The sequence below is a fragment of the Parasphingorhabdus sp. genome, from assembly GCF_039982395.1.
In the GTDB taxonomy this organism is placed as follows: domain Bacteria; phylum Pseudomonadota; class Alphaproteobacteria; order Sphingomonadales; family Sphingomonadaceae; genus Parasphingorhabdus.
In genome coordinates, this window is record NZ_JBDWYO010000001.1 from 1,059,940 (window position 1) to 1,073,181 (window position 13,242).

12 protein-coding genes are annotated in these 13,242 nt (G+C 53.7%); 7 read left to right on the top strand and 5 right to left on the bottom strand.

The genetic code is table 11. The annotated features are described in order from the left end of the window. Positions 1 to 285 precede the first annotated feature (285 nt). The gene (locus ABJV08_RS05345; protein WP_348037538.1) at positions 286 to 1,719 is read right to left on the bottom strand and encodes an MATE family efflux transporter; all 1,434 of its coding nucleotides are present in this window, start codon (positions 1,717 to 1,719) and stop codon (positions 286 to 288) included. Between the two features lie 38 nt (positions 1,720 to 1,757). Here ABJV08_RS05345 and ABJV08_RS05350 point away from each other — a divergent pair, with 38 nt between their 5' ends. Genes ABJV08_RS05350 through ABJV08_RS05360 form a run of 3 tightly spaced genes read left to right on the top strand, consistent with a single transcriptional unit; the run spans position 1,758 to position 4,899 of the window. Then, a complete protein-coding gene (locus ABJV08_RS05350; protein ID WP_348037540.1) occupies positions 1,758 to 2,963 on the top strand; it encodes a DUF2891 domain-containing protein in 1,206 nt (401 codons plus the stop codon). After that, positions 2,960 to 4,135, top strand: coding sequence for a histidine kinase (locus tag ABJV08_RS05355; protein ID WP_348037542.1), 1,176 nt, complete (start codon positions 2,960 to 2,962; stop codon positions 4,133 to 4,135). The genes ABJV08_RS05350 and ABJV08_RS05355 overlap by 4 nt, the downstream gene beginning before the upstream one ends. 2 nt (positions 4,136 to 4,137) lie before the next feature. Then, positions 4,138 to 4,899, top strand: coding sequence for a LytTR family DNA-binding domain-containing protein (locus tag ABJV08_RS05360; protein WP_348052395.1), 762 nt, complete (start codon positions 4,138 to 4,140; stop codon positions 4,897 to 4,899). On the opposite strand, the gene ABJV08_RS05365 is transcribed toward ABJV08_RS05360, so the two are convergent. The 4 genes from ABJV08_RS05365 to ABJV08_RS05380 all read right to left on the bottom strand — a co-directional run bounded on the left by ABJV08_RS05365 (position 4,857) and on the right by ABJV08_RS05380 (position 8,667). Beyond that, positions 4,857 to 5,897: a CaiB/BaiF CoA-transferase family protein gene (locus ABJV08_RS05365; RefSeq protein WP_348037546.1), complete on the bottom strand. Its 1,041-nt coding sequence runs from the start codon at positions 5,895 to 5,897 to the stop codon at positions 4,857 to 4,859. The two genes, ABJV08_RS05360 and ABJV08_RS05365, sit on opposite strands and share 43 nt — an antisense overlap. 87 nt (positions 5,898 to 5,984) lie before the next feature. Then, on the bottom strand, positions 5,985 to 6,395 hold the full coding sequence (locus ABJV08_RS05370; protein WP_348037548.1) for a PilZ domain-containing protein: 411 nt from the start codon (positions 6,393 to 6,395) through the stop codon (positions 5,985 to 5,987). A gap of 190 nt (positions 6,396 to 6,585) precedes the next feature. Next, positions 6,586 to 7,044, bottom strand: coding sequence for an RNA polymerase-binding protein DksA (dksA, locus tag ABJV08_RS05375; protein ID WP_348037550.1), 459 nt, complete (start codon positions 7,042 to 7,044; stop codon positions 6,586 to 6,588). A gap of 735 nt (positions 7,045 to 7,779) precedes the next feature. Beyond that, positions 7,780 to 8,667, bottom strand: a complete 888-nt coding sequence (locus ABJV08_RS05380) for a hypothetical protein (protein WP_348037552.1) — start codon at positions 8,665 to 8,667, stop codon at positions 7,780 to 7,782. 231 nt (positions 8,668 to 8,898) lie between these two features. Here ABJV08_RS05380 and serS point away from each other — a divergent pair, with 231 nt between their 5' ends. The 4 genes from serS (at position 8,899) to ABJV08_RS05400 (ending at position 13,176) form a co-directional block, all read left to right on the top strand. After that, the gene (gene serS / locus ABJV08_RS05385; RefSeq protein WP_348037554.1) at positions 8,899 to 10,179 is read left to right on the top strand and encodes a serine--tRNA ligase; all 1,281 of its coding nucleotides are present in this window, start codon (positions 8,899 to 8,901) and stop codon (positions 10,177 to 10,179) included. Beyond that, entirely contained in the window at positions 10,179 to 10,943 is a 765-nt protein-coding gene (gene surE / locus ABJV08_RS05390) for a 5'/3'-nucleotidase SurE (RefSeq protein WP_348037556.1), read from the top strand. The genes serS and surE overlap by 1 nt, the downstream gene beginning before the upstream one ends. 102 nt (positions 10,944 to 11,045) lie before the next feature. Further along, positions 11,046 to 12,107, top strand: coding sequence for a LysM peptidoglycan-binding domain-containing M23 family metallopeptidase (locus tag ABJV08_RS05395; protein WP_348037558.1), 1,062 nt, complete (start codon positions 11,046 to 11,048; stop codon positions 12,105 to 12,107). Positions 12,108 to 12,114: 7 nt separating this feature from the next. Next, entirely contained in the window at positions 12,115 to 13,176 is a 1,062-nt protein-coding gene (locus tag ABJV08_RS05400; RefSeq protein ID WP_348037560.1) for a potassium channel family protein, read from the top strand. The last annotated feature ends 66 nt before the right edge of the window (positions 13,177 to 13,242 follow it).

A 13,242-nucleotide genomic window follows, 5' to 3' on the forward strand; every position in this document is an offset into this window, starting at 1 on the left:
GTTCTGGCGCTGCAGCAGGTTCAGGTTCGGCTTCGGGTTGAACGGTTTCCGTGGGCGGAAGGCTTTTGCTATTTATAGTTAATCGTTCGTCGGGCCATTCATTTTGTCCATAGTCTGGAATTTGACTGCTCAATGGCGGGACATAGGGTGGCGGAACACGCACGTTTATTTAAAATACCTGATTTGGCCCAAACGGGCGAATTAGGCGGGCCTTAGGCGATTTTTCCGATTCGTGCGCGGGGCAAAAACATGCTGTTCCATCGCGGGACGCGCTTCGCTAGCAAGTTAAATGGTTAACGCGGCCCGCCGTTGCTGCAAATTCACCAGATATTGTGCGATCATATATCCGGCTATGCCGAAAATTATGCCGCCTAAGGCCGGCCCAACCAGAATGCCATCCAGTCCATAATATTCGCGGCCAAGCCAGAGGAAAGGGATAAGCCCGAGCGTATTGCGCAGCCAGTTTGTAGCCGTCGACCAAGTCGGACGACCTAGGTTATTACAGGCGGCATTGCTGATGAACAGCATTCCGTTGAAGAAGAATAGCGGTGTCAACAAGACGACAAAAAGCCAGAATACATGCTGTCCTTCGCCCTTCAGATGGAAGGCGTTGCTGATGGGACCGCTCAGAAAATACAAGATGGGCCAGATCAACAGCGTGTAAACCAGGGCAAATATGGTCGCCTGTTTGATCGTTGTGCGCACCCGATCAAATTTCTGTGCCCCAAAATTCTGGCCGATTATTGGACCGACCGCGCCGGAAAGGGAGAACATTAGGCAAAACGCTACCGGCACGATCCGGCCAACGACTGCAAAGCCAGCAATCACATCATTCGAATAATCGGCAATGAAGCGATAGGAGATAAACCCACCAATTGGCGTGGCAACATTGGTCAGGATCGCCGGAATCAGGATCTCCATAATCGGACGAATATCCTGACGAAAACTTGGCAGAGAAAAACGTTCGAAGCCGCCGTAATGCTTAACGATCGACCAAATCGCGAATATCGCCGATACAACAATTGCACAGGCGCTAGCGGCCGCCGCGCCATTGATTCCCCAACCGAAGCCAAAGATAAAAATGGGGTCTAAAATGGCATTGGTAATGCCCATGCTGAGGGTAACATTCATCGCACGCCTCGCCGCGCCATGAGCTCGCAGGAACCCAGAACATACCATCGCGGCAACGCTGAAAGGCATGAATGGCGCGACAATGCGGATATACCCGGTCGCGGCTTGGTTCGCCGTTCCGTCGGCCCCGAGCAATGCTAGAATATCCGGTGCGAAAACGAAAAATAGGATGGCCAAAGGCACGATCAGTATCGTGCTGAGCACCATGATGTTGGTCAGATATCGGCGGGCTCGATTCGGATCGCCTTGACCGATATGGCGAGCCGCCAGCGCGCTGGTGGCAATCATGAGTCCGATATAAAAGGCGGTGCCGAAAAACAGAATAGTGGCCGCAAAGCCCATGGCTGCCGTCAGTGCACTGTCTTGAAGTTGGGCAATATAAAACAGATCAGCAAAGTCGACCAGGAATATGGTCAGCATGCCGATGCTGGCGGTCAGAGACATTGCGGTGATGTGCCGCAAAGGGCTGCCGGTTAGGAATATGGCGGGTTGCGTCGCGATATTTTCTGTTCCACTGCGAAACGCCTGGCCGGAACTGGCAATGGCGGAAGTTTTATTTTGCCCTATAGTCTTTTGCTTAGGGGTCAATTCATCTCTAAAGGAAAATGATTTTTGGAGGGCATCGGATGATCTATCGAAAAGGACTGATCGCGCTGATGATCGCGATCTTGGCGGGTTGCTCTGTCGTTGAGGAAGAAGAAAAGCAATCCTCGCCAGAACGCGATGTGTTTGAGCGTCGAAACACCGCACCGGATCCAGCGGACAACGGGTTGGCGCCGAGAAAGGCAGAGCAGGCTTTTGCGCGGATTGCGCTCAACTGCATCAACAAACAATATCCCAACAAGATCAGCCATGTTTTGAACAGTGCAGCCGATGTCGGCGAGCCCGAAACGCTGACTCCCGTTTTCTATGGTTGTTTCGACTGGCATAGCGCGGTGCACGGTCACTGGCTGCTGACGCGTTTGTGGGGGCAAAATCTCGTGCCCGAGATGGATGATGAGATTGCCGCTCGGCTTGCAGCGAATTTCACCGCAGAAAAAATTACCGGTGAACTGGCCTATTTTAACGGTGCAGATCGCAAGGCGTTCGAGCGGCCGTATGGCATTGCGTGGTTCCTGCAATTGACCGACGAATTGCGTGAGATATCCGATGGGGAAGGCGACAAGGCCGAGCAAGCAAAGACCTGGCTCTCCAGGCTCGAGCCCCTGGAGGCTGTGATTGTGAGCAATATCAAAGACTGGTTGCCGAAGCTAGCCTATCCCATTCGATTAGGGACGCACAATCAGTCCGCCTTCGCTTTTGGTTTGGTGCTCGACTGGGCGGCGCGCAGCGGTGACACCGACATGACCAGTCTTGTGAGCAACAAAGCACGCAGTTTTCACAGCAATGACCGCAATTGTCCGATGGCTTATGAGCCTTCAGGGGAGGATTTTCTCTCTTCATGCTTGATGGTTGCCGACCTGATGCGCCGCGTGATGGATGAAAATGAATATGCCGGCTGGCTCTCGAACTTTCTGCCCGATATTCCGATCGATGGCAGCGCTGCATGGCTGGAAATTGGGGTTGTCAACGACCCGAGTGACGGGAAATTGGTGCATCTTGATGGCCTTAACCTCTCTCGGGCTTGGGCGTTGGAAGGGATGGCTTCTGCACTTCCGATCGAAGATCCGCGACGCGCATCGCTCCTCGCTTCAGCAAGCCTGCATGGCAAATCAGGAGAAAAAGCGGTGAGCACACCGCATTATTCTGGCAGCCATTGGCTGGCCAGCTTCGCTACTTATTGGCGCACCCAGAGGGGGATTGATAAAAGCAGAAGCACGCCGACTTCGTGAAACCTGCCTCTACCATGCGACCTGTGCGAACTGCCGAAGCCGCGACAACCTCGTTGTTTCACAGGCTTTTCCCAGTCAACCGAGATATCGCGATCAAGTCGATATTCGGTGTTTGGGGTGCCTATTTTGTCTTTGTGACAAGCCGTTTCCTCTATGTTGCCCAGGGGAATGTCGATGCGCTTTTTGTCCAGCGGATACTGATGACCAGTATCTGCATCACGTCCACCTGGTTGCTCTACCGTTTGCTGATTGCCGTGCGCGGTCGTGGCATGAAATCGGCGATTTTCATGCTGACATTGCCGACCGTAGTCTTGGCCAACTATATCGCCATTCTTGATCAGATAGTGTTCGATCATGAGGCCGTTGTGTTCGACTTTTCTTACCTGCTCAAAGCAGTGGACTTTGCCTCGTTTGATTGGGCCTATGTTCTGGACGAAGCGTTTACACGCTATTTCATATTTGCTGGTTGGGGGGCTCTCTATCTGGCCTTGTCCCATAGCCAAGACGCGCAACGGATGATGGCACACAGCCGACAGTTGGAGCGGGTCAACCGCGAGAGTGAGCTGCGCGCGTTGCGCTATCAATTGAATCCGCATTTTGTCTTCAACGCCCTCAATTCGGTGAGCAGCTTGATCATTGATCGGCAAAATCAACAAGCCGAGAAGATGGTGGATGATTTGGCCGACTATATGCGCGCGGTGCTTACTGGCGGTGCCCAGGACATGATCACGGTAGAACAAGAAATTGCGCAACAGGTGCGCTATCTCGAGATTGAGCGAATGCGGTTCCCGGAGCGGTTGCGCTATTCTGTAGATATTGATCAGGCGACGAAAGATTGGAGTATACCGTCGCTGATCATTCAGCCGCTCATTGAAAATGCTATCAAATTTGGCGTTTCAGGATCGGATCAGCCTATTAACATCACTATCTCGGCGCAGAGCGAAGGCGATCGGATGCGAATTAGCGTGGCCAATGACGGACGGGTCATTGAACCAACTGCTCGCGCAGATGATCGGTCTACCGGAACCGGAACCGGTCTCACGAATGTGCAAGACCGTCTGAGAACCCTATACGGGCAGAATGCTTCGTTGCTATTGGCCAACAGCAAGGATGGCATGGCCACTGCGACCATAATCTTGCCGGATCCGTCCCAAATATTTCAGGATATCTGAAGATGTCTATGTCACCGCCTTCCGTTCTGATTGTGGATGATGAGCCGCTCGCTCGCTCTCGGCTTAAAGCGCTCAGCGAACGGACCGGGCTTTTCGATCGTATAGAATTGGCCAAAGGCGGTCGTGAGGCTTTGGAGAAAATCCGCAAACTGCAGCCGGATATCCTCCTGCTCGATGTCGATATGCCTGATCTGTCGGGGCTGAAAGTTGCCGAATTTTGCGAAGGCCTTGTTCGAATGCCTCAGATAATTTTTACAACCGCGCATAGTAGATATGCGGTTCAGGCGTTTCGACTGGAAGCCACCGACTATCTGCTGAAGCCGGTTAAAGAGGCATTGCTCCGGGAGGCGGTGAAGCGTGCGATCGATAGTCTAGAGCGGGATCGTATCGACCGGGAACCTGATCTCGACCAACGTCTCTGGGTGCAGGATCGTACAGGGTCACTGCAGTTGATCATTTCGGATATTGAATGGGTGGAGGCGGAGCGCGACTATATGCGGCTGTATTTGCCGGGCCGCAGTTATCTTGTGCACCAATCGATGCGGTCTTTGGAGAACCAGCTGCCGGACAGTCTCTTTGTCCGTGTCCATCGATCCGCGATTGTCCGGCGTGATTGTATCGCGGAGGTTCGCCGGCAAGGTCGCAAGAAGTTCGTCATTCTCCACGACGGCAGTCAATTGTCCATTGGCCCCCATTATGCAGACAGGGTTATAAGCGCAGCTCAGACCGGACGTTTAGGGGGGTCCGAAACCGTAACCGAATAACGAGGTGCCGGCGCAGGTTGCATCAATCCATCGACATCAACAAAAGTCTCTCTTGCGACATTGTGCGGATGTTCTTTGGCTTCGACCAAAGAAAGAACCGGCGCAAAACAAATGTCCGTACCTTCCATCAGTTCGGACCATTGAGAACGGGTCTTGGTCTTAAACAATGTGGTCAGCTTTTCTTTCAATGCAGGCCATTGTCGAGGGTCCATTTGCGCATCAAAATCCTTGTCTTCGACTAGTCCTGCGACTTGCCGAAGTTCGGCATAAAATTGCGGTTCAATAGATCCGATCGAGATAAATTTGCCATCGGAAGTTTCATAAGTGTCATAGAAATGCGCACCCGTGTCCAGCAAATTGACCCCGCGTTCGTCGCGCCATTGGCCGGTATTTTGGAAATCGAAAATCATGGCCATCAATGCCGCAGAACCATCGGTCATGGCGCAATCCACCACCTGACCTGTCCCGCCGGTCTTGGCATGTAGAAGAGCAGAGACCATTCCGAACGCGAGCATCATGCCACCGCCACCGAAGTCACCGACCATATTGATCGGCGGAGTCGGCTTTTCGTTCGCTCGCCCGAAAGCATGAAGGGCACCGGAAATTGAAATATAATTGATATCGTGACCGGCTGCGGGCGCCAGTGGTCCCGTTTGCCCCCAACCCGTCATCCGGCCATAGACCAGCTTGGGGTTGTCACCGAGCAACACGTCCGGACCCAAGCCCAAGCGCTCCATTACTCCGGGACGAAAGCCTTCGATAAGACCGTCAGCATTTTTCACGAGGTTGCGAGCCGTTTCAATGCCTTCGGCTGACTTTAGGTCTATCTCGACCAATTTTCGAGAGCGAGAGAGCGCGAGGCGCGGGTCTGGAGCCTTGCCCGGTCGATGGAGAACGGTAACAGTCGCCCCCTGGTCCGCAAGCATCATGCCGCAAAATGGTCCGGGACCGATTCCGGCAAATTCTATGATGTTGATTCCGGTTAACGGCCCTGCCATGTCATGCTCCTATTAATCGATTGATTAACAGGTCCTATGCAGGGTGCGAATTCTAATCAAGCTTAATGTTGACGGTTAGCCGTCAGTTCAGCGGGGCGGCAGATTTTGACGAACGGGATAGGTTTTTTTGGTCGGCTGACGCAAATATCGCGGTAGACTCACTTTTCCTTGCCCAACCGGTTTCCGGGCCAGTTTTGGATCAATTGGGTGATCAAATGCGATGCCGAATCTGCCTTGAGCGACCCAAGCGACATATCCCGTTACTTGGCCAATGTTGCGCAGTTCCAATTCCACCTTGTCACCTCTTTTGGCGAGCACGGGTGCTTCTGCCATAAGGCCGCCCGCCGATAAGTTACGGACCCGGACTTCACCGCAGTCATCGCCATCAATGAAACGCAGGGCTGCTTTTAAAAACAAGCTGTCCCGATCGAGCTCTCGCTTTGGTTGCGAAACCGCTTGGCTGTTCATTTGCAAATTATCGTCAAATGTTTCTTTCATGAGCTTCCCGCAGTAAATTAGTGTAACATGATGTGTCGCGGGGCACATGATAAAGCCGAAGAGGTGCAAATTTTATTAATATCCGGGAAAATTTGTTCGGGATAGAAATTTGGCCGTGCATATGGAGCACGGGCTCATCCGGCGTCCATGAGCCTAGAAAGTTAACTTTAATGTACGGGTTGCGGTTAAACTACTGATCCCGAGAGATTTTCTCGTTCCGCTCATGGGCTTCCTGCGCTTCGACGGTCATCGTCGCTATCGGCCTTGCTTTCAGTCGATCAAGCGAGATTGGCTCGCCGGTCACTTGGCAATAGCCATATTCACCTTCTTCAATGCGCCGCAGGGCCGCTTCGATTTTGGTTGTTAATTTGCGCTGACGATCACGTGTTCGCAGCTCTAAGCCCCAGTCGGTTTCACTAGAGGCACGGTCATTGAGGTCTGCTTCCTGAATCGGGCCATCTTGCAGATGGGCCAATGTTTCCTTGGACTCTCCGATGATTTCCTGTTTCCAGTTTTCCAAAGCCTGCCTAAAATAGGCGAGCTGGCGCTCATCCATAAACTCTTCATCTTCGCTCGGTTCGTAGCCGTCTGCGAGGGTTACTTCTGCGCTATTCTTTTTGGATGCTTTTTTAACCGAGGATGCCAACATACTCTCCAAACACCTGCCCCGATAGAATCCGAAGGGATGGGGCTAACTATATTGCGAGCCTATAGCCAGCACACTAATTCGAGACAAGGCGCAAAATATCTGTTTGCCCAATAATCCAAAAATCACTGATTATCAGCGGTAGGCAATGAGGATCGGAGCAGATTTCTGACAGATTAAAACGAATCGGGTTCGTTTCCTATTGGTTGCAAATGCGCCATTCTTTAGCATTTTTGCAAGAAAGTCGGCGCCAATGGTTCCAATTCGGGACATTAACTGTTGTTGGATAGATTCTGGTAAGGGTTTTTATCATTTTGCTGAGGGAAACAGGGTTAACGCAATTGTGGTTTACTATTTCTTCTGCGTTTCTGTGTACGTCGGAAAAACGAGAAAGACCGTCAGCGACTAAATGCTGATAGGCTAATTGTTTCCACAGCGGAAGAGAGATGATATTATGTCGGTACGGATGGCTTTAGCAAAATTATGCGCTTGCACTTGCGGTGGGGCGTTAATTGGCGGTGGCGCAGTTCATGTTTCAGAGGCGCCTGCGGCTCCTTATGTGAAGAAACTCACAAAAAAGAAACCGGTTCGGGCCCGCATGGTCAGAAAAGGTGAGTCTGCGCGCAAGATAAAGCGCACGCGGCGTACTGTGACCAAAACGGTGACGGCTTGCCAGCCAACCGTGGTCACCATTGCCCAGGCACCGGCTCAACAACCCATGCCGATTCCATTGCCTCCTTACATGCCACCGCCACCACCACCAATGCATGATGGTGGGGGTAGCTCTATCCCTGTCGTGATTGGCGGCAGCAGCGGCGGCGGCGGAGTTGGCGGCGGCTTCTTTGGTGGCTTCTTTGGCGGCGGCGGGTCCGGTGGCGGCGGCGGTAGCGTCGTTATTTCCTCCACCAGCAGTGGCGGATCAACCAGCACGTCTTCTGGCGGTAGTTCCACTAGCGGCGGCTCCACAAGTTCGTCGACCGGCGGCTTCTCTAGCACTAGCACGGGCGGATCAACCAGCACCTCGACCGGCGGCTTTTCCAGCACTAGCACGGGCGGTTCCACCAGCACCTCGACCGGTGGTGTAACCAGTACAGGCGGTTCCACTAGTACATCGACTGGCGGCGTCACCAGCACTGGCGGTTCTACGAGTACATCGACAGGGGGCAGCAGTTCGTCTTCCTCCAGTTCTTCGAGTAGTTCGTCGAGCAGCTCATCAGGTTCATCTGGCGGCAACGGTTCGTCTGGCAACAACGGTTCCTCTGGTGGACATGGCTCCTCTGGTGGACATGGTTCCTCTGGTGGATATGGCTCCTCGGGCGGCGGTTCCAATGGATCATCAGGAGGCGGCTCTAACGGTTCTTCTGGATCTTCAGGAAGCTCGGGCTCGTCAGGATCTTCAGGAAGCTCAGGAGCATCCAGTAGCTCTACGAGCAGCGGTTCAAGCTCCTCTTCTTCCTCTTCTTCCAGTTCCGGCGGCAGTTCTACGAGCACGTCGTCTGGTGCAACCGGCGGTTCCTCGAGCTTCGGCGGCAACAGCACGTCAACAGGTTCGTCGGGCACGTCGTCTGGCTCCAGCTCGACTTCGACCTCAAGCAGCAGCTCTAGTTCATCTTCGGGTGGCAGCACTGGGGGATCCACCGGCGGGTCAACCGGCGGTACCGAGGTTCCTGCTCCACCAGTTATCCTGCTCTTCGGTGCAGCGGCAGCGGCGCTATTTGCCCGCCGTCGCAAAGCGAAAAAGGCAGCTGCAGTCTAGACGATCTGCACCAAATGATTGAAAAAGCGGCTGGAGCAATCTGGCCGCTTTTTTCTTTGCAGTCTTGCAAGTGAAACGGACGAACGGCATAGGCATTGGCTATGCATGATATAAAATATATTCGCGAAAATCCGGAAGTTTTTGACGCTGCGCTTGTGAAGCGCGGGGGCGAAGCCGTTGCTCAAAATATACTCGCACTGGATGAACAAAGCCGCGCGCTTAAAACCCAGATGCAAGAAGGTCAGGCTCGTCGCAACGAAGCCTCGAAAGCCATCGGGAAGGCCAAAGGTCAAGGGGACGAGGAAGCAGCGCAAGCGCTGATGGCCGAAGTCGCCAAGCTGAAAAGCACCATGCCCGAGATAGAAGAAAAAGAGCGAGAGGTTTCCGGTAAATTGCAGGATAGTCTGGCGGCTCTTCCAAATCTGCCCGCTGATGACGTCCCGATTGGTGCGGATGAAGAAGGCAACGTCGAGATTGAACGTTGGGGTGAGCCGCGCACATTCGATTTCACCGCGCGGGAACATAGCGATATTGGCCTTGCATTGGGTCTGGATTTTGAAACGGCAGCCACGATGTCCGGTGCAAGATTTGCCTTCTTGCGCGGTCAGATTGCCAGATTGCAGCGCGCTATCGGTCAATATATGCTGGATCAGCAGACAATGATCAATGGCTTTCAGGAATGCGCGCCACCCGTTTTGGTGCGCGATGAGGCCATGTTCGGTACCGGGCAGCTTCCCAAGTTTTCGGAAGATTCTTTTCAGACGACTGAAGGACACTGGCTGATACCAACCGCCGAGGTCAGCCTGACCAATAGCGTTAACGGACAGATTCTGGAGGAAGCACAGCTGCCGATCCGACTAACCGCGCTTACTCCTTGTTTCCGCAGCGAGGCAGGCTCTGCTGGCAAGGATACCAAAGGCCTGATCCGCCAACATCAGTTTGAAAAAGTCGAAATGGTCGCCATCGTGCATCCCGATACCAGTGATGCTGAGCATCAACGGATGACGGAGGCCGCGGAGTCGATTCTTAAGGCGCTGGAATTGCCTTATCGCAAGATGCTGCTTTGTACCGGTGACATGGGTGCAACGTCTCGCAAAACATATGATCTAGAAGTCTGGCTACCAGGACAGGATACCTATCGCGAGATTTCCAGCGTTTCGATTTGCGGTGACTATCAGGCCAGACGGATGAATGCCCGCTTCCGGCCAGAAGGCGAGACCAAAGGAACGCAATTTGTGCATACGCTGAACGGCTCTGGTTTGGCGGTTGGCCGGACATTGGTTGCTGTGCTTGAAAATTATCAACAGGAGGACGGCTCAGTCACAATTCCGCAAGCCTTGCGCTCCTACATGGGCGGTATCGAGAAATTGGAGCCAGCGTAATGCGTATCCTGCTGACCAACGATGATGGTTTTGATGCACCGGGCATGAAGATTTTGGCGGACATCGCCTCGCATTTTTCCAACGATATATGGATTGTCGCTCCGTCTGACGAGAATTCAGGCGCTGGTCACTCGCTGACACTCACCCGGCCGTTGCGGATCCGCAAGCGCGGCGACCAGCAATATTCGGTCGATGGGACACCCACCGACAGCGTGATGATGGCGGTCGCAAAAATCATGAAAGACGGCCCGCCGGACCTCATCTTGTCCGGCGTTAATCGCGGCGCCAATCTCGGGGAAGATGTTACCTATTCCGGAACTGTTTCGGCTGCAATGGAGGGTGCGTTGGCCGGAATTCCGTCGATCGCGCTTAGCCAGACTTTTGTTCGCGGAGATATGGGAGCAAATCTACCGTTCGAAGCCGCATCGCAATGGGGCGAGCGCGTGCTGCGCCCTCTGATCAAGCAGCGCATGGATCACCGGACACTGGTGAACATCAATTTCCCGGCACTGCCGGCGAATGATGTGAAGGGCGTACAGGTCGTTTCGCAAGGTATTCGAGACTATGGCCGGCTTCAGATCGTCAGCAATCGTGACCCGCGCGGCTTTGAATATCACTGGTTTGGCCTCGGTCCGATGGTAGAAACGCCGGCCCATAGCACCGATTTGGAAGCGATCGCGGATGGTTATGTTTCCATTACGCCGCTTCATTTGGATCTAACGCATTATGAATCGATGGATGGTTTGACAAAACTTTACCGCTGAATGTGAGACGCGGTGCCGCAAATTCGCTAGTTTTGGCCAAACGGGGCTGGCAAGCAGCGCTTTTGCTGCTAATAGTAGCGCCATAGAGGGAAGAGTTTGTTCATGGGATCACATATGCGGCAGATTGCGATCCTGATATTGATTCTGGGCACTACGGCCTGCATTCCACCCGGTCGCGATACTTATGCCCCACCACAAGCAGGGCCGCAGTTGCCGACCGATCCTAATGTGCTCGGCACCGCGCCTGATCAGGCACCGCCATCGACGTGGCAAACCAGCACCGTTACCGTAAACGCCCAGCAGGTGGAATCGGGTATATATATTGTGCAACCCGGCGACACATTGCGGGGGATTGCCAACAAAACTGGCGCCGGATCGCAGTTCATTGCGTCAGCCAACGGATTGGTTGATCCCTATATCATACAACCGGGTCAGCAGCTCACAATATCCGGTGGGCGCTACCATACAGTAAACTCCGGAGAGACTGGTATCGCGATTGCCCGCGCCTATGGTGCGCCATGGCGCGAAGTTGTGGCTTTGAATGCTTTGGAAGAACCTTATGTTCTGCGCGTGGGCCAGAAACTGCTGCTACCGGCAACTGTGCCCAGCGACCCTGCGAGTTTGAGCATCGAGCAGCGTGCAGCGGCCTTTGATCTCGATATCGATGATATTGTCACTGGCAGCCAGCCGGCGCTAGCCGACGGCGCGGCCGCGAAAGAGCCATCGGACTGGCGGAAAGCTGTTACACCCAATGCAACCATCGCGACACCGGCGGGTTTTACTGGACGGTTCCAATGGCCGATTGATGGCACGGTGATTTCGTCTTTTGGCAGCAAAGGCGGTGGCAAAGTCAATGATGGTCTGAATATCGGTGTCCCTAAAGGCACGCCAATCAGGGCATCCGCCGATGGTGTTATCGCCTATAGCGGGGACGAAATTGGCGTATTCGGTGGACTGATTTTGATCAACCATGGCTCCGGCTGGGTTACCGCTTACGGTCATGCTGACACGCTGAATGTTACCCGCGGCCAAAAGGTCAAAGTGGGTCAGGTGATAGGCCTTGCCGGTGACAGTGGCTATGTGCAGGAGCCGCAACTGCATTTCGAAATTCGAAAGAATCGCAAGCCGGTCAATCCGAAAATCCATTTGCCGAAGCGCAGCTGAATTCGCGATGGTAGGAAACAGCAACCGCAAATTTTCTGACTATTTTACTCTTCGACGTCGCTCAAGCCTGCCGATCTGGGCAGATATTGCATGGCGGGTGGTCTTTGTCCTAGCGCTTATGGGCATGGCGGTAGCGGTGCATTATTTTGATCGCAACGGCCTGCAGGACAGCTATGATGGTGACGTCAGTTTCCTGGATGTTGTCTATTTCACGATGATCTCCATCACCACCACGGGCTATGGTGACATCGTTCCGGTTACGGAGCGCGCGCGGATGTTTGATGCGCTGGTTGTGACTCCTATCCGCATCTTCGTCGTGCTAATCTTTGTCGGCACGGCCTATAATTTTGTTTTCAAACGAACCTGGGACAATTGGCGCATGAAACTGATTCAAAGCAATTTGCACGACCATATTGTGGTTGCCGGCTATGGTACTAGCGGTAGTGAAGCGGTTCAAGAACTGCTCGCGCGCGGCACCAAGCCTGAAGAAATTGTCGTGATTGACAGTTCGGATGATGCCTTGGCACAAGCGGAGAAGCTCGGCTGTGCAGTGATTAATGGCGACGCCACGCGCGACAACGCGTTGATGAATGTGAAGATTTCACGTGCGCGATCGTTGATCGTGTCTGCGGGGCGTGATGATACCAGCATCCTGATCGTCTTGACCGCGCGGCATCTGGCCTATCATTTGCCGATCAGCGTGTCGATCAAGGCTGCGGATAACGAGCTGTTGGCGCGGCAGGCCGGTGCCACCACGGTTATCAACCCGGTCAGTTTCGCCGGCCTATTGCTCGCGGGTAGTTGTGAAGGTGCAAAGATTTCAGACTATCTCAGCGATCTCGCTTCCGCCACAGGGCGCGTCAAGCTGGTCCAGCGGGCCGTTGCCGAGGACGAAGTCGGGATGGCAATGAGCGAAGTGGTCGGTACGGGCCTTGGCGTCAGGATATACCGGGGCGACACGGTCATCGGCTTCTGGGAAACCGAAGCCAAGAAGCTCGAAGCCGGAGATGTGATCGTCGAGATTATTCCGGGCAATGGCGCTGGCAAAGAGGCTAGCGAGAAAGCCTGAATCAGGCTGTTCTTTAGTTCATGTTGCACCTGCGAAATAAACATCTATTCTGGCGGTTTGATGATG

What these genes read in the sequence shown, in the direction of transcription:
- ABJV08_RS05365 (WP_348037546.1), bottom strand. Translation starts at nt 5,897, where the DNA reads ATGGCAGGGCCGTTAACCGGAATCAACATCATAGAATTTGCCGGAATC.
- ABJV08_RS05370 (WP_348037548.1), bottom strand. Translation starts at nt 6,395, where the DNA reads ATGAAAGAAACATTTGACGATAATTTGCAAATGAACAGCCAAGCGGTT.
- ABJV08_RS05395 (WP_348037558.1), top strand. Translation starts at nt 11,046, where the DNA reads ATGGGATCACATATGCGGCAGATTGCGATCCTGATATTGATTCTGGGC.
- ABJV08_RS05350 (WP_348037540.1), top strand. Translation starts at nt 1,758, where the DNA reads ATGATCTATCGAAAAGGACTGATCGCGCTGATGATCGCGATCTTGGCG.
- surE (WP_348037556.1), top strand. Translation starts at nt 10,179, where the DNA reads ATGCGTATCCTGCTGACCAACGATGATGGTTTTGATGCACCGGGCATG.
- ABJV08_RS05360 (WP_348052395.1), top strand. Translation starts at nt 4,138, where the DNA reads ATGTCTATGTCACCGCCTTCCGTTCTGATTGTGGATGATGAGCCGCTC.
- ABJV08_RS05400 (WP_348037560.1), top strand. Translation starts at nt 12,115, where the DNA reads ATGGTAGGAAACAGCAACCGCAAATTTTCTGACTATTTTACTCTTCGA.
- serS (WP_348037554.1), top strand. Translation starts at nt 8,899, where the DNA reads ATGCATGATATAAAATATATTCGCGAAAATCCGGAAGTTTTTGACGCT.
- dksA (WP_348037550.1), bottom strand. Translation starts at nt 7,044, where the DNA reads ATGTTGGCATCCTCGGTTAAAAAAGCATCCAAAAAGAATAGCGCAGAA.